Source organism: Christiangramia sp., from assembly GCF_029937855.1.
GTDB lineage: Bacteria > Bacteroidota > Bacteroidia > Flavobacteriales > Flavobacteriaceae > Christiangramia.
On record NZ_JAPYPC010000030.1, the window covers coordinates 34,333 to 51,330 of the forward strand.

At 38.0% G+C, this 16,998-nt stretch carries 13 protein-coding genes and 1 tRNA gene; 4 read left to right on the forward strand and 10 right to left on the reverse strand.

The features are described 5' to 3' along the window. Positions 1 to 2: 2 nt before the first annotated feature. The 3 genes from Q1K34_RS14485 to Q1K34_RS14495 are packed head-to-tail and all read right to left on the reverse strand — an operon-like array spanning position 3 to position 5,365. Positions 3 to 1,589 (reverse strand): peptide MFS transporter, encoded by a 1,587-nt coding sequence (locus Q1K34_RS14485; protein WP_300440345.1) that lies wholly within the window; start codon positions 1,587 to 1,589, stop codon positions 3 to 5. Between the two features lie 17 nt (positions 1,590 to 1,606). Beyond that, entirely contained in the window at positions 1,607 to 3,175 is a 1,569-nt protein-coding gene (locus Q1K34_RS14490; protein WP_300440348.1) for an oligopeptide:H+ symporter, read from the reverse strand. 18 nt (positions 3,176 to 3,193) lie between these two features. Continuing rightward, the gene (locus Q1K34_RS14495) at positions 3,194 to 5,365 is read right to left on the reverse strand and encodes a S9 family peptidase (RefSeq protein ID WP_300440351.1); all 2,172 of its coding nucleotides are present in this window, start codon (positions 5,363 to 5,365) and stop codon (positions 3,194 to 3,196) included. A 184-nt stretch (positions 5,366 to 5,549) separates the two neighbouring features. On the opposite strand from Q1K34_RS14495, the gene Q1K34_RS14500 reads away from it, so the two are divergent. After that, entirely contained in the window at positions 5,550 to 6,866 is a 1,317-nt protein-coding gene (locus Q1K34_RS14500) for a hydroxymethylglutaryl-CoA reductase, degradative (RefSeq protein WP_300440354.1), read from the forward strand. Continuing rightward, positions 6,866 to 7,798, forward strand: a complete 933-nt coding sequence (locus Q1K34_RS14505; RefSeq protein WP_300440357.1) for a GYDIA family GHMP kinase — start codon at positions 6,866 to 6,868, stop codon at positions 7,796 to 7,798. The genes Q1K34_RS14500 and Q1K34_RS14505 overlap by 1 nt, the downstream gene beginning before the upstream one ends. A 51-nt stretch (positions 7,799 to 7,849) precedes the next feature. On the opposite strand, the gene Q1K34_RS14510 is transcribed toward Q1K34_RS14505, so the two are convergent. From Q1K34_RS14510 to Q1K34_RS14540, 7 genes are all read right to left on the reverse strand, one after another. Then, the gene (locus Q1K34_RS14510) at positions 7,850 to 9,970 is read right to left on the reverse strand and encodes a peptidylprolyl isomerase (RefSeq protein WP_300440360.1); all 2,121 of its coding nucleotides are present in this window, start codon (positions 9,968 to 9,970) and stop codon (positions 7,850 to 7,852) included. Between the two features lie 94 nt (positions 9,971 to 10,064). Continuing rightward, positions 10,065 to 11,351: a hemolysin family protein gene (locus tag Q1K34_RS14515; protein ID WP_300440363.1), complete on the reverse strand. Its 1,287-nt coding sequence runs from the start codon at positions 11,349 to 11,351 to the stop codon at positions 10,065 to 10,067. A 5-nt stretch (positions 11,352 to 11,356) separates the two neighbouring features. Then, positions 11,357 to 11,548, reverse strand: coding sequence for a hypothetical protein (locus Q1K34_RS14520; protein WP_300440366.1), 192 nt, complete (start codon positions 11,546 to 11,548; stop codon positions 11,357 to 11,359). Next, positions 11,541 to 12,113 carry an LPS export ABC transporter periplasmic protein LptC gene (lptC, locus tag Q1K34_RS14525; RefSeq protein WP_300440369.1) on the reverse strand — a complete coding sequence of 191 codons (573 nt, stop codon included), beginning with the start codon at positions 12,111 to 12,113 and terminating at the stop codon, positions 11,541 to 11,543. Before lptC ends, Q1K34_RS14520 begins: the two co-directional genes overlap by 8 nt. Position 12,114: 1 nt before the next feature. Beyond that, positions 12,115 to 13,488 (reverse strand): hypothetical protein, encoded by a 1,374-nt coding sequence (locus tag Q1K34_RS14530; RefSeq protein WP_300440372.1) that lies wholly within the window; start codon positions 13,486 to 13,488, stop codon positions 12,115 to 12,117. Between the two features lie 19 nt (positions 13,489 to 13,507). Further along, positions 13,508 to 14,752 carry a hypothetical protein gene (locus Q1K34_RS14535; protein WP_300440375.1) on the reverse strand — a complete coding sequence of 415 codons (1,245 nt, stop codon included), beginning with the start codon at positions 14,750 to 14,752 and terminating at the stop codon, positions 13,508 to 13,510. Then, complete coding sequence (locus Q1K34_RS14540) at positions 14,749 to 15,480, reverse strand: type III pantothenate kinase (RefSeq protein ID WP_300440378.1); 732 nt, start codon at positions 15,478 to 15,480, stop codon at positions 14,749 to 14,751. The genes Q1K34_RS14535 and Q1K34_RS14540 overlap by 4 nt, the downstream gene beginning before the upstream one ends. 104 nt (positions 15,481 to 15,584) lie before the next feature. Here Q1K34_RS14540 and Q1K34_RS14545 point away from each other — a divergent pair. Both Q1K34_RS14545 and Q1K34_RS14550 read left to right on the forward strand, forming a co-directional pair. Next, positions 15,585 to 15,660, forward strand: a tRNA-Phe gene (locus Q1K34_RS14545). 102 nt (positions 15,661 to 15,762) lie between these two features. After that, on the forward strand, positions 15,763 to 16,971 hold the full coding sequence (locus Q1K34_RS14550) for a site-specific integrase (RefSeq protein WP_300440380.1): 1,209 nt from the start codon (positions 15,763 to 15,765) through the stop codon (positions 16,969 to 16,971). Positions 16,972 to 16,998 lie beyond the last annotated feature (27 nt).

Sequence of the window (16,998 nt, forward strand, 5' to 3'; positions counted from 1 at the left end):
ATTTAATGAATTCCATGCATCCATTTACGCAACAACGGAACAAGAAATAGCAAGATCAAAGCTGCAGCGCCCACCACACAAAATCCCCAGATAAAATAGGTATCGGAATAAATTCCTAAAGTCATAGTAGCCGGAGTATCATCGGTTACTGCTTCATTTGTAGTTAAAGTCCCAATGACTCCAGCCATTTTATTGGCAAGGGCAATAGATAAAAACCAGGCTCCCATTACAAAACCAACTACCTTCGCCGGCGAAAGCTTAGTCACCATGGAAAGGCCTATAGGGGAAAGGGATAACTCCCCTGTGGTATGAAGTAAATACATTAATGCCAGAAAAACAATAGATACAAGTCCGTCGCCGGAAGCAAAATATTTGGCTCCGATTACAATGACACCAAAACCTAGAGCCAATTGCGTAAGTCCCAGGACAAATTTCATAGGAGTACTTGGTTCTTTCCCGGCCCGGTTCAACTTTAGCCACATCCAGGAGAATACCGGCGCAAGAAGCATGATATAAAGCGGATTCAAACTTTGAAATATTGAAGCAGGAATCTCTGTGCCACCCACAAAGCGATCTACATTCTTATCTGTAAAAATCGTTAAACTACCACCTGCCTGTTCAAAGAGCGCCCAGAAAATAGCATGAAAAAAGAATAATACGATCACTACCAGAAGTCTTTGCCCTTCCACCCTGCTTTTAGATGTTAAAGCCTGATAAAGCAAATAGGCAATGATCAACAAGGAAATTACAATCATAGCTCCAGACATTACTTCATCCAGGTCCAGCATATAAGCGCAGACCGGGATCGCTAATAAAGAGACTATATAAACTCCATAATCTGGCTTAAGGCCTAAAAATTTTCTTTCGCCACGGGTTACCTCTTCAGGCTGCCCGCCTTTTCCTTCGAGCATATCTGTTTTAGAAGCGAAGTAAAAAACAATTAATCCCAGGAGCATTCCAATACCCGCAAGTCCGAATCCATAATGCCAGTTTATTTGCTGGCCCACATACCCACAGGTTAAGGTGGCTAAAAAAGAGCCGATATTCACCCCCATATAAAAGATGGAAAAAGCTCCATCTTTTCGAGGATCATCGGTTTCATAGAAGGTACCAAGGAAGGAACTGATATTGGGTTTAAAAAACCCATTCCCTATTATAATTAAAGACAGGGCCGCAAAGAAAAAAGGCATATTTCCTTCAAGACCTTCAATTCCCTGTAAGGCGAGTGTAAAATGTCCCAAAGACATTAAAAGTCCGCCCCAAATAATAGTTTTTTTAAATCCTAGTAATTTATCGGCAACCAAACCGCCCAGAACGGGGAATAAATAAACCATAGCGGTATAAGAGCCATAGATACCGTAGGCCTGAGTTTCGGCTACATTTTGAGCCAGGTCTATAAAAAGCACCTTGGTCATGTAAAGCACCAGAAGTGCGCGCATCCCGTAATAAGAGAAACGCTCCCACATTTCAGCGAAGAATAGCACGAATAATGCTTTAGGATGAGCTTTTTTATTAGTGTAAATAATAAAAGGTACCCAGATTAGTACAAATACCCACCCAATAATCATTATCCATAAAGTGATATCCATTGCTTATAAATTGAGAGTTATTTTAAATTTTCATCGGCAAGCTCATAACCTTCCTGCTCTTCCAGCTCTCTCTCATTATCCTCTACGCCGTGAGTTAGACGCTTTAATGGCTTCAACATAATTAATACGATACTTGCGAAAGCAATTGTAAAAATCGTTATACCCGAGAAAATTGCGATATCCCCCGCTTCAGAAGCAAATTCTCCCACGATTCCAGCTACTTTGTTTCCTAATCCAGTCGCAGCAAAATAAACTCCCATCATTAAGGAAGCGTACCTTATCGGAGCAAGTTTGGTAATAAAAGAGAGGGCAACCGGGGAGGAACAAAGTTCTCCAATAGTATGAAATAAATAAGCCAGCACTAACCAGTACATTGCAGAGGAACCGTTCGCTTCAAATTGTAGCGCAGCGAAAACCATAAATACAAATCCAAGTCCCATGATAATAACTCCTGTAGCCATCTTGAAGATAGAAGAAGCTTCTTTATTCTTTAGCTTTCTTTTAGCCCAAAAATTAGCAACTACAAGTCCGAAGATGATAATAAACATTGCGTTAAGGGACTGGAACCAGGATGCCGGCACTTCATTCCCAATTAATGGCAAACTAAAGGGTAATGATCTATTTGTATTATCTAATGCATAAATGTTCATTAAACCACCTGCCTGTTCAAAAGCTCCCCAAAAGACGATTACCAGAATAAAGGATAATAACATTACCACATACCTATCTTTCATCACTTTTGTAGTCAAATCCTTGTAGACCATCATCATCATAGAGATCACTAGGGTCAGGAAAATAAAAAGAAGGCCGTAGGCGATCCCCATATAATAGAAACCAAATAAGGATGCTATGAGTAAAATTGCGGATATTGTAAGCTGAAGTGGTGAACTGAAAAGATCCTGGAATAGATTTCCTAAAGAGGCTCCCTCATCCCTTTCCACCTTAGAAAGAAGATTTCCAACATTCGTCAAATGTTTTTGACCAAGGAGATAAACGATCAAGCCTAGAGCCATCGCGATGCCTGCCAGACCAAATCCATAATGCCATCCTATATTTTCTCCTACATAACCCACAATCAAACTGGATAAGAAAGCACCAAGGTTGATCCCGATATAAAATATAGTAAATCCTTTATCCCTTCTAATATCACCTTCTTTATAAAGTCCACCTACCATAGTAGAGATATTTGGCTTCAGAAATCCTACCCCAGCGATAATTAGGGCCAAACCTGTGTAAAAAGCCCACATTTGTTCCACCGCCAGTATTCCATGGCCTGCTACCAGGACAATTCCCCCGATGAGCACTGCCCGTTTCTGACCAAAAACCTTATCGGCCAGGATTCCTCCCGGGATGGAGGCCACATAAACGAGCATGGTATACCAGCCGTAAAGTGCCAAAGCTTCAGCCTGAGTCCAACCTAATCCCGCATTACCTTCGGTGGTAGCACTTACCAAATACAGCACCAGAATGGCGCGCATTCCATAATAGGAAAAGCGCTCCCACATTTCAGTAAAAAAGAGAATATAAAGCCCTACAGGATGTCCGAAAAGCTCTTTTTGATTAATACGTACGTCTTTTGTCGCCATTTATTCTAATAGGTTTAATTAAAGTTTTTCAAGTATAAAATCGGTCATCATTGTGTAAAGGTGTAATCTGGTATTACCTCCATAAATTCCATGATTTCTATCTGGATATATAGCCCAGTCAAATTGTTTATTGGCCTGAACCAATGCCTCTACCATTCTCATGGTATTCTGAAGATGAACATTATCATCTCCCCCTCCGTGGATCAATAAATAATCACCCTTTAATTTTTCAACATGATTTAAAGGTGAATTTTCATCATAACCTGAAGGGTTTTCCTGAGGAGTCCTCATATATCTCTCGGTATAAACCGTATCGTAAAATCTCCAGCTAGTAACGGGAGCTACAGCAATAGCCATAGAAAAAGTATCATTCCCTTTTAGAATTGCATTAGAAGACATAAAACCTCCGTAACTCCAGCCCCAAATTCCAATCCTTTCGGCATCTATATATTTTCTTTCTCCGAATTTTTTAGCTGCGGCAATCTGGTCTTCCACTTCATATTTTCCTAACTCCTGATATGTCACCTTTTTGAAATCTGCTCCTTTAAAACCGGTTCCACGACCATCTACCGTTGCTATAATGTACCCTTTATTTGCCAGTAACTGGTACCAGTAGTCATTGGTTCCAAAATATGAATTGGAAACCGACTGCGATCCCGGTCCTGAATATTGAAACATCAACAATGGATATTCTTTATTTTCATCAAAATTGGAAGGTTTGATCATCCACATGTTTAATTCATTTCCATTGATGTTTATAATTGAAAGTTCTTTTGGTGAAAACTCATAGCCTTCCACTTTCTTCAGAAGCTCATTATTGTTAAGTATTTCACGTACCTGTTTTCCGTCTGTTGCTCTGTGCAGCGTATAAACTGCCGGCGTTTCTACATTGGTAAAAGTGTTGATGAAATAGGAATAATCTGCGCTAAAATCGGCAGAATTCATTCCGGTTCTTTCGGTTAATCTCTTTTTGGATTTCCCATTAGATTTTATGGAAAATACATCACGGTTTACACTTCCGTTTTCGGTACTTTGAAAATAGATCCTATCTGCTTTTTTATCGTAACCATAATAATTAGTTACTTCCCAATCACCATTAGTTATCTGATCTAATAATTCGCCATTTTCATCATAATGATAAATGTGGTTATAACCATCCATTTCACTGGTCCAGATGAAGCTATTATCCTCCAGGAAAGTAAGATTATCCGTAATATCGATATAAGCCTTTTCGGTTTCATTTAAAACAACTTCGGCTTCATTATTTTCAGCATTTACAAAAAGAAGATCGAGGTTGTTCTGGTATCTGTTAAGCACCTGAACACTTAAAAGCATTGGATCTGCCGTCCATTTAATCCTTGGAATATAAAAATCACTATAGCCACCAAGCTGGATTTCCTCTGCATTTTCAGAAGCCACATCATACATATGAAGACTTACTTCTGAATTTGATTCCCCGGCTTTAGGATACTTAAAGACCTGTTGCGTGGGATAAAGATCTTTTCCGAAGAGATCCATTGAAAATTCTGGCACATCTGCTTCATCAAACCTTAGAAAAGCAATCTTTTCACCGGTTGGGTTCCATGCAAAAGCTTTTACAAAAGAAAATTCTTCTTCATACACCCAATCTGTAATCCCGTTGATGATACTATTGATTTCACCATCCTCGGTTACCTGAGTTCTCTCTTTAGAATTTAAATCTAAAATGTAAATATTATTATCAAAAACATAAGCGAGTTTGGAAGCATCTGGAGAAAAAGAAGCCTCCTGAATCTTATCTTCACTTACTTTCTTCAGGTCTTTTGAGTTTACATCGTATACGTAAAAAATTTCTTTAGATGATCTCCTATAGATGGGTTCAACTTCTGTAGATAAAAGTATTTTATCTTCGTTTTTACTGAATTTGAATCCCTGGAAAGCATCAATCTCCTCAAGTTCACCGCTATTTAAAAGAGTTCTTGTTTTTACACCCGTTTTATAGCTATAGACATCGATACTAGTATTACCGGAATTTTGGTCGCGGTTCATCACCACATATTCTTCACCATTCTTAAGAGATTGTAGAGATTGAAGACTTTCCTGTCGGAATGTTCCACTCCATATTTCTTCAAGATTCACTTCTTTTTGTTGTGCGGTAAGCACGGAAGATGTTGCCAAAATAAAGGCAACAATTATTTTAGAGAACTTCATAAAATTTTTGAAATATTTAATGCAGGCCAAGTTTACTAAAATTTAACGAAAAAATAGCTATTGAAAATTGTTAAATACTAACAATCTGTTAAAGAAAACAAGCTTTCTAGAAGATCATCGAAGCTAATAAATAGAACTCTAAAAAATATGCTTTGTATCTTTGAATTCCTGAAATACCGAAAAAATGACAAAACCCGTAAACGGATTTTCAAAACTTACCAAAACTGAGAAAATAGGATGGTTGGCCGAAAATTATTTAAATAGTGATAAAAAGGCTGTCAATATTCTGAAACAATACTGGAACGAAGACGAAAAGCTACAAAAGCTTCATGATGAATTTATTGAAAATACAGTCTCTAACTTCTATTTACCGCTAGGCCTTGCCCCCAATTTTTTAATTAACGGAAACTATCATGTACTTCCAATGGTGATTGAAGAAAGCTCTGTGGTAGCTGCAGCCAGTAAATCGGCTAAATTCTGGAGTGAACGTGGCGGTTTTACTGCCACCGTAATCAATCAAAAAAAAATAGGCCAGGTTCATTTCTTATTCAAAGGTGATTTTTCAAAACTCGAAAGCCTTTTTAAAAATATTGAACCAAAGCTCCGTGAATCGGTCCAGCCCATCACAAAAAATATGGAAAAAAGAGGTGGGGGGATTTTGGAAATAGATCTTGTTGATAAGACCCAGGAGCTGGAAAATTACTACCAGTTATTTGTAAAATTCGACACCCGGGATTCCATGGGAGCGAACTTCATAAACTCCTGCCTTGAAAAATTCGCTGAAGTACTACAGCAAGAAGCTTCGAACGCAGAAAACTTTAATGAGCAAGAGAAAGATCTCCAAATAATAATGAGCATCCTCTCGAATTATGTTCCGGAATGTATTGTAAGAGCCGAGGTTTCCTGCCCGGTGAATGAACTCTCTGAAGATAAAAATATGACCGGCGAACAATTCGCCGAAAAATTTATACAGGCGGTAAAAATAGCCGAAATTGAACCTTACCGCGCCGTCACCCACAACAAAGGCGTGATGAATGGTATAGATGCTGTGGTTTTAGCTACTGGCAATGATTTTAGGGCAGTAGAGGCTGGAATTCATGCCTACGCCTCAAGAAACGGTAAATACTCGAGTCTGACTCATGCTGAAGTAACCCATGGTATTTTCAGGTTTTGGATGGAAATTCCGTTGGCATTAGGCACCGTGGGTGGACTTACCAGTTTACACCCATTAGTAAAACTAGCTCTGGACATCCTTCAAAGGCCTTCCGCTGAAGAATTAATGGAGATTACAACGGTGGCGGGACTAGCCCAAAACTTTGCAGCACTTAGGTCTCTGATCACCACAGGAATTCAGCAAGGACACATGAAGATGCACCTTATGAATATTTTAAACCAAATTCAGGCTACGGAACTGGAAAAAGAAGAAATGGTAGCGTATTTCACCCATCATACCATCACCCACAGTAGCGTAATCGAGCAATTGGAAAAAATGAGATCTTAATGCAAAATTTTAGAAGCAACGGAAAAATATTATTAACCGGCGAATATGTTGTTTTAAATGGTGCAAAATCACTGGCATTGCCTACCAAAATGGGGCAAAGCCTAGAAATTCATAAAGCTGAAAAGAATGAGGTTTCCTTGACAAGTTATGATGAAAATAGCAAGGTATGGTTCACTTCAAAATTTGTAATAAATAACGGCACTTTTGATCCTATTTTAAATGATGACGACCAGAATAACCTTGAGATTAAAGAAATATCCAAACGTCTTCAACAGATCCTTAGTGCAGCTTACCAGCAAAATCCGAGAGCCTTTTCAGAAAAAGGTTTTAAGCTTATCACAAAAATGGATTTTAACCGAAAATGGGGACTGGGCACTTCCTCTAGCCTAATCAACAATATTTCCCAATGGTTAGAAATAGATCCATACCAACTGCTTAAAGAAAGTTTTGGAGGTAGCGGTTATGATATCGCTGCAGCTGGAACCAACCTGCCTTTAACCTATCAAATTACGGAAAATGGCCCGGCCACTTTTACCGCTGATTTTGACCCGCCATTCAAAGAAGATTTATTTTTTGTTTATCTGAACAGAAAACAAAATAGTAGAGAAGCCATCGCACATTACAGAAATCAGCCGCAAGGGGATATTGACAGTCTAACTGATAAAATTTCCGGCATCACCGAACAGATCATCCAATGTGACAGTCTGGAAGAATTTAAACTTTTACTTAAAGTGCACGAAACGCTAATTTCAAAGGCCATTAAACTGCCCAGAATTCAAACGGAGTTATTCCCTGATTATCCTGGTTTTATAAAAAGTCTTGGTGGCTGGGGAGGAGATTTTATCCTCGCAACCGGCGGGGTGGAGGAAAAAGAATACTTCAGGAATAAAAATTATACAACTATTTTCGATTATAAAGATTTGATAAAATAAAAAAGCCTCACCAAATGGTGAAGCTTTTTTATTTAGAAATTATTTAAATGTCTAGTAGAATCTAGCTCTATTATCTTCAATTTCGGCTTTCTTTTTAAGGGCGTCAAAAACTCTCGTGGTTGCCTGTGCTCTTCGCGCTGCACTTTCCTGCTGAGCAAATCCTTTATAAGAATCCATCGCAGGAGCTTCAAATTTGCTTACTAATTCAGCAACATACACCCCTTTTTCTCCGGCAATAGGCGAACTAACTTTACCTGGTTCCATAGAAAATACAGCTCCTACAACTTCCGGCTCTTCACCAGCTCCAGCCAAAGTAGGATTGTTCAGATTCACCGCATCTGCAGTTTGAACACTTACTCCCTGATTATTGGCAATCTCCTGAAGCGAATTCCCTTTTATCCTTTCTTTGATCAGTTCAGCCTTTTTCTCTTTTCTAAGAATTGGAGTCACTTCAGCAGAAGCTTCCTCAACGCTCATAAGACCTTTATCTCTTCTAGAAGTTAGCTGAGCAACGATATAACCATTATTAGTATCAAATCTTCTAACATCCCCAACATTAGCTTCATCTTCAAAAGCCCATTGTATCACTCTACGCTGAGCTCCGGCTCCAGGTATATTCTCCTCTAAGGCTTTTACATCTTTTACCGTACGAACTTCGTAATTACCTTCTTTTGCAACTTCTCCAAAATCACCTTCTGAAGCTGAAATTTCAAATTTTGTCACTTCGTTAAAAAGATCATTCATGGTCTTTTCAGAAGCTTCAATTTCTCTGGCAATAGTTGCAACCTTAACAGCTCTTGCCGCTTCCGTCTGGTCTTCAATAGAAATTACATGAAAACCAAGTGGCGTTTCTACTACGCCAACATCTCCTGTAGAATTATCAAATACATAATTATCAAAAGCAGGGATCATCGTTCCAGGAACAAAATATCCAAGATCTCCACCTTGCTCCTTATTAGAAGTATCTGCTGAATATTCAGAAGCGAGCTCAGCGAATTTCGCACTATCATTTCTTACCACACCAGCAATACTATCGGCTAAAGCTTGCGCTTCCTCTTTAGACCTGCTAACTCCAGCGCCTAATTGAGAACCCTGGTAGGTAACTAAAATATGGCTTGCCTTTACCGAATCTGGAATATTTTTAGTTTCCACAACTTTGCTCAACTTCCAGTAACCATTCTCTTCGTATGGCCCGTAAGTTTCTCCTTCATTTAAATTAAAAATCGCTTCAGCATTAGCTCCGGAAAATTCATTCCTAAATTTAAACCTGTTCTCAAATGGCAGATCTGAGTTATTATTCACAAAATCTGCATAATCTTCAGTAGTATCAAAGCCCTGAAGTGTATCGTTCGCTCCAATGGCTGCGTTATACTCCACACGCTGTTCCCTCAATGAATTCAGAGTTTCCTTAGCTTCGGTTTTATCTTCTCCTGAAGCACTTTCGTTAAAGATCACATACTGAAGGCTTCTTGAAGCTTCTGTCTCAAAACGGGCAGAATGATCTTCAATATAAGATTTAATGTCAGATTTTGTCACTTCCACTTCCGAGTCTGGAATTGAAGTGTAAGGAATCTGAACGAACTTCAAATTGATATTATCATTCTGAAGCCTATAAGCCTGCTCACCTTCTAAAAGTGTGGCTCCAACGCCCACACCTACCATATTATAGTAGCTGTTCATCTTGGCAGTTTGGGCAAGATTAGAAGTAAATTGCTGCCATTGCTCGTATGCCTGAGGAGAGGTTTCCTTTAAATTAGCAACATATTCCCTCAACCTGTTTTCATCGAACATCCCTGCTTCATTAGTGAAGTTAGGATTATTGGCCATTTGAGCGCGTACCAGTTGGGTTACCTGAGCTTCTCCAGCTCTTATTCCGAGCTTTTCAACTTCGTTCTCAAGAATCACCTGTTGCAATTTCTGCTCCCAGATACGGTTTACAGCCTGAGTAGTGCTCATACTATTGCCCATGTTTCTCTGAAAAGCTTCTACTTCCCGCGCAAACTCTTCTCTGCTAATCTCTTCCCCGTTTACGGTAGCGATGACGTTTTGAGAACTTTGAGAACTCATGCCCCCATTTCTAATTACATCGGCCAAAACAAAAGAAAATAAAGCCAGTGCAATAATGATAATCAAGAAAACAGACCTTTGTCTGATTTTATTTAATACTGCCATTTGAATGTATAATTTGTCAAAATATAGGGGGCGAAAATAAGGTTTTTAGGCTAATAATAAAATTTAAAATTAGCAAATTCTTAACTTTAAAGCTTTAATCTTCAGGATTGATTTTAAGCTCTACCAATTCTATTTTGGTATTGGAAGTTTCGAGGATTTTTATTTCAAAATCCTCAATATTTATAACTTCTCCCTGTTGCGGAATCTCTTCAGTATGATTCACGATAAAACCACTTAAAGTCTCGTAATTTTCTCCTACGGGAATTTCAGTTTTATAAGTTTCATTGAGATAGTCAACCTCCAGCCTGGCTGAAAACTTATAGTGGTCTTCCTCAATCTTTTCTTCTATAAGTACTGCTGAATCATGTTCATCTTCTATTTCTCCAAATAGTTCCTCTACGATATCCTCCACCGTCATCATTCCGCTGGTTCCACCATATTCATCAATAACCACCGCAATGCTCTTTCTTTTTTTCATAAGGATATTAAGAACATCCTTCACCCACATGGTTTCCGGAACAAATACCACGGGAAGTAAAATTGACTTAATGGATTTTGGTCGTTTGAACAATTCGAAAGAATGCACATAACCTATAATATCATCTATAGTCTCATTATAGACCAGGATCTTGGAAAGTCCGGTTTCAGTAAAAGTCTTTACAAGATCATTAGGAGCTTCATCCTGGGCGACGGCTATGATCTCGGTACGTGGAATCATTACTTCCCTGGCCTTTATATCTGAAAATTGTAAAGCATTCTGAAAGATCTGTATTTCACTGTCTACATTCTCGTGCTCTTCTACAGTTTCCATTTGTTCACTGATAAAATTCCCGAGCTCCACCTTACTAAACGCCAATTGCACTTCATCCCCATCGGTTCTAAAGAAACGTTTCAGGATAATATCTGATATCCAGATTATAAATGAAGAAACAAAGCTGAAAAGTATATAAAAGATGTATGCCGGAACTGCGAAGAATTTCAGCATGGAATTAGCGTAAATTTGAAAAAATACCTTCGGAAGAAATTCAGCGGTAAGTAGAATTATTAAAGTAGAAATTATGGTTTGGGTCATCAGGCTGAGATCTTCTATGATATACCTTACGAACCCGCTTTCGGTTTCGATGCCGGTTAGCCACGCCATTAATAGGTCTCCCATAAAGAAACCATAAACTACCAGGGCAATATTATTCCCTACGAGCATGGTCGCAATAAATTTAGACGGCTTTTTAGTAAGTTTCTTTAAAACTGTGGCTAGAAAATCATTTTGCCGCTTCTCAATTTCTATAAAGATCTTGTTGGAAGATACATAGGCAATCTCCATCCCTGAAAAAAAAGCAGAAAGCAGCAGGGAACAAACAATAATAAGTATATCAACCTCCATTCAGGTTATTTGTTACGATCTTCATATTTGCGCCTAAAACGTCTTTTAAAGAAGAACATAAAGATGGCAACAATCACAAAGAAAAGAAATAGATATGCCCTGTTCCTCTCCTCACCCCATATTCGAAAGGCTTCAAAAAGAAAGAATGCCGCAAATAGTAAATATGCGTATTCAAAATATCTGAAAAATTTACTCATCTTTATTCTCCTGTTCTATAATTTGTATTCCCGTATTGGTTCTTGAACGGAAATTAGTGAAATCCTGATTAGAATCAAAACCTAAATCTTCTGTATAGGATCCATCTGGAAATCTAATGGTGTTAGGTTTATCTGTGAAAATCCAGCTTCTATCCTGATCCCAGAATAACTGACTCGCCTCTAAAATAGTACTATCGGCTGTAATCACCTCCACATTACCCTGCAGATCGATAAGCTTTGTTTGCTCATAAACAATTCCATAATCTGCCGTTACCGTATTTTTCCTATCCTGTTCATCAAAAAATTCCACTTCAACTCCGTTGGGAAACTCCCTGTACGGAAATGATTTATTGGTATAGTCGAGCATTTTAGCGCTTTTTAAAGTAGCCACTAACCTACCAGAATCGGTAAACTTCAGGTTGATACCCTCAGCTACTGCCTGCGGCGCATCTTCTTCAAGGCTAAAAGCCCTTACCTCCTGTAGATTACCTTCACATGAAAAAAACATTGTCACGCCCAAGAGCGTGACAATGCCTGAAATTATATTACCGTATGTAAGTTTCATCTTATAGGTTCGGGATACGAACAGTCTCTCCTATCCAGCATCCAATTGAGATTGCATCACCTGCATTCTTACTGGATTGGAACACATCAGATTTCTGTGGTGCTCTACCTCTATATGCAGCCGCAGCCTGATTTGCATTGCTAGCGATAGAAGGATCTACCCTTGCTGCTCTTGAAGCATAATCTGCAGCCAACCAGTATACTGCTCTTTTAGTAAATGCATCATCGCCACAATTATTAGCACTATTTGCGTACATATTAGCGATCTGTAAATATGCACTACCTAATGATGGTTTAGAAGCTAAAGCTTTTCTATAAAAACTTCTTGCCTGACCATAACTACCTTTATCTTTATAGTTATTAGCGATTCTATAATAGATCTTCGCCTGATCTGATTTATTGGTTTCAAGCTCTGCAGCCTGGTTATAATACTGAAGTGCTTTAGAACTATTCCCTTCAGATTCTGCTAACTGACCTAATGAATAGGCTGATTTCGCAGAAGGCTCAAGTTTATGAAGTGCTTCAGAAACCTGGATAAACAATGGATCTTCTGTACAATCTTTACTTGAAAGCCTTGCATTTACATTCTTTAACCAGCTAACATCCCCTTGTTTCTCTTCAAAATCTTTCTTATAAAGAGGCACAAGATTATCACAATCTGCACGCGCACCAAGCTTTGCATTAAGCGCCGCTTTAACGTTACTATAGTTCTTAAGGTTGATTTCAGCGTATTTAATTTGCTTCTCTTCTTTTGAAGTAAGATCTTCTCCCTCTTCCTGCTTCTTTAACAAAGGAGCAAGATTTTCTGCCGCATCATTTTCTTCTACTTCAATTTTAGCAAAAACCCTATCATACATGTCAAATACATCCTGAAGACTTCTTTCTCCTTCATCCTGCATTTCCACTACAAGATCGAAATAAGCATACAAACCTTTAGGACTTGTGAAGTTCTCCTTATCTACTTCCCAAACTTTATCAAAAGCATTAAAAAGTTCTTCTTTAGACCCCATTTTGTTATCATACTTCAACTGAGCTATATCTGTATATACTTTTGCTTTCTCAGTTTTTCCGGGATAAAGCTCCAATCTGGTTTCCCAAACATCAATCAGTTCTTCAACCAATTCTTCTTTATCACCTTCTTCCTCTTTATTAATTTTAGCTTCGATCGCTCTCTCAAGATACTGGTATGTCGCAAGGCTGTACTTTGGACATTCCTCTTTAACTTTCATCAAAGCTGGATACGCAGCATCATAATTCTTAGCTTTTGCATCATCATATGCTAAAGCAGCCATTGTTGCACAATCACCTGATTGCGCACTAGCAGCTCCCGAACCTAACAGGGCAACCGTTATTAGTGTTAGAAATCTGTTTTTCATCTTTTTGTTTATTGTATGGTTAATTAAACTTTCTTTTTGTGAACCATTTGTCATTTAAAGACAATCCTATAGATAGTCTAAAAAAGTTCTCCTGAATTAAACCCGAATCCCTGGTACCTCTTTGCCCAAGCTCGATTCCAAGGTTTGCATTAGAGAAATATGTCCCAACTGGTAATCCTAGTCCAAAAGATATGCCAAACTCGTTTATCGATTCATCATTGACCATCAAGCCCGTCTCATCATAACGAAATCCAGCCCGGTAAACAACTCGATCTAAGTAACTTGTAAAAGAATTATAATTTGGTATAAAAAATCCCCCAATAGAAAATTCTGAAGCATCTTCAAAAGTACCTCCATCCCCTCTAAATCTAAAACTATCTTCATATGAAGAAGAACCAACACTAGAATATTCTGCCCCGGCAAACCATTTATTTTCTTCTCCTATCCCTGCCCCAATAGTAAGTTTAGAAGGAAATTCAAATTGGGTATCAATAAGATCCAAATCTCTGGATTCGATTGTCCTACCTGTTCCCGAAGAAAAATCTATTGTAGAAATTGTCCTTGAATTTTCTGAATCCAGATCTATGGATGGCGCGTAAGAACCTGAAACATGCAAATTAAGTTTCTCAGATATATCAGTCTTGTAATTTGCGCCAAAATTAAAGCTAAAACCCTTAATATCAGACCTATTTACATCGGTGGTACCGTATTGCAGTTCCTCTCGATTGATACTTTGTGAATTCTGAAAATTTCCGAAATTATAATTTGCATCTACACCAGCACTTAATTCATCTGTGATAGCAACTCCGGCAGAAAGAAAAACCTTGTTCATCCCTCCCCTACCATTCAGTAAACTTGCAGATCCTTCGTCGGTATCAAGAATTCTATAGCCGACAGAGGTATAAGGAATCACTCCAAAACCAATCCCGACTTTATCACTTACCGGAAAAGCCAAGGCCAGATAATCCAGGGAAGTGATTTTTGCATTATCACTGGCTTCATCACTTTCAAGCTTAATCCGGTCGTGACTGGCACCGACAGTAAAATTTGTCAGCTTTAATGTTCCATAGCTTGCAGGGTTTTGAATATTCATATGAATACTATCACTAAATATACTCAAGCCTCCCATGGACCTGTTCTCTACGGTTCCTTTGAAGTTTGTTAAACCGATACCATAATATGAATAGGGCGAGGATACATTTTCCTGTGCTTCTGCAGTAAATGCTAAAAATAAAGCTACGATTACTATAAATCGTTTTATCATTGAGTCTTGTTAAATTCTAGAATGAAATTAAGTCCTTCTAACAAAAAATTTGAGTTGGCAAATATGCTATTTTTTAATGGCATAGACAAAATTTGACTATCTCCACCCGTAAAAATTACTGTTAAATCTTCAAATTGAGAGTTGTAGCATTCTATGACCCCCTTTAATTCCATTTTTATTCCATTAATAATTCCGGATAAAATACTGGATTCCGTAGAATTACCTATCAATTCAGTTTCCGGCTTCGGTTCTATTAACGGTAAATTTTCGGTAAACTTGTGCAGACTTTGAAATCTCATTCCCAAACCGGGGGAAATAGCTCCACCAAGGTAAATTTCCTGTGTGGTTTTAATATCGTATGTGATACAGGTGCCGGTATCTATAACCAATACATTTTTCTGTGGATAGGCATATACAGCAGCCGCAACTAAGGCTAACCTATCCTTACCCAATGTTTCGGGAGTGGCGTATTCATTTTTAAAGGGCAACCGAATGCTGTTATCTAATTTAGTTACGACATAAGAGTTTATAAGTGCCTTCTCGAATTCCGAATTAAGCGAAGTGACGTTGGAAAGTATGGATTCTTTGATCTCCGGGAATTTTTTTTGGATGTACTTTAAATTTTTAAAAAAATCTTCCTTTTTAAAAACCTGTTTCTCGAGAAGCATATTGTCTTGAAAAACAGCCGTCTTAACCAGAGTATTACCGGCATCAATAACTAAATTCATTTATATTTTCTTTATAAATCAAAAGTACAAAAGCATTTTTTTAAAATTTCCTTTGTGAGTTCCTAAAAATGAAATTATATTTGCCACCGCTTAAACAAGCAACTGGTGCCTTAGCTCAGTTGGTAGAGCAAAGGACTGAAAATCCTTGTGTCCCTGGTTCGATTCCTGGAGGCACCACCAGACTCCCGAAGCCCACCACATTTAGCTTCGGGGGTTTTTTTTAAAAACTTCCTTACCGCTGTAGTTTTTCAAACGTTAATAAAATCGTTAATAAAAACTACAATGAAAATCTTTCTTCCAAACAACTGCAATTGCAGTAAACCGTCCGGTTATCCTAAGAATTGGAAAACCTGTAAAACCTCAGCATTAAAAAAGAAATGGTACCTACAGTATTATTTCCGGGATCCTGAATTTAAAGATGATTATCCTTACGGAAAACTAATTATTGTTAAGGCAGGGATTAATAATTATCATACGTTGGCAGAAAGAAGGGCTGCTATAAAAGCATTACTGGAAGATGAGGAAATGAGACTACGAAATGGATGGAACCCTATAACCAATAAGACAACCACACAATTCGAAGTTAATTATGAAATAGATCCGTTCACACCGGCCAGTAAAGCCTTGGACAAAGCCTTTGATCGTATAAAAGCAGCTCCCAGTACTATAAGTGACCTCAAATCTGCCAAGAAACATTTTATCCAGTCCCTTAAGCAGCTGAGAATCGATAATTTTTATATTAGGGATATTAAAAGGCGGCATGTAAGGGCTACACTTGAAAATTTAGCAGACCGACGTAAATTTTCAAATGCCAGGTATAATAAGATAAGGGCTTATGTAATGATGCTGTTTGCCGAATTGGTAGAGACAGAAACCATTGATATAAACCCGGTAAAAGAAATTAAGAAGCTGAAAACGGTTAAAAGAATCAGGACTATCCTGACAGAAAAGGAACGTCAGAAAATTGACATCAATTTAAATAAAAGTAATTATACATTTTGGAGGTTCTTACAGATCTTCTTTCATTCCGGATGTAGGATAACCGAAATATTGAACCTAAAAAAATCTGATGTAAACATATTTCAATCAGAATTCAAGGTAATGGTAAAAAAAGGCAGAACATACCAGGAAGAAATAAGAGCTATCAATGGGAATGTAAAACACCTTTGGTTAGAGATACTAAATGAAGCTGTTAAAAATGATTATCTGTTTTCAGTAGGATTAGTTCCCGGTGTTAAAAATATCAGACCAGACCAAATCACAAGAAGATGGAAAAGACATGTTAAGGATAAATTGAATATCACTGCCGATTTTTACGCCCTGAAACATCTTCATACAGATATGATTGCTGAAAAAGTAAATATTGATATGGCCAGTGCGGTAAATGGTCACAAATCAAACACTATGGCCGAACATCACTATGCAGTGGGACAACAAAAAAGGATACTAAACAATATTAAAAAGGGACTGTCTCAAAAACTGTGTAAGTAGAAAATATAGGGGTTTGCAAACCCCTAT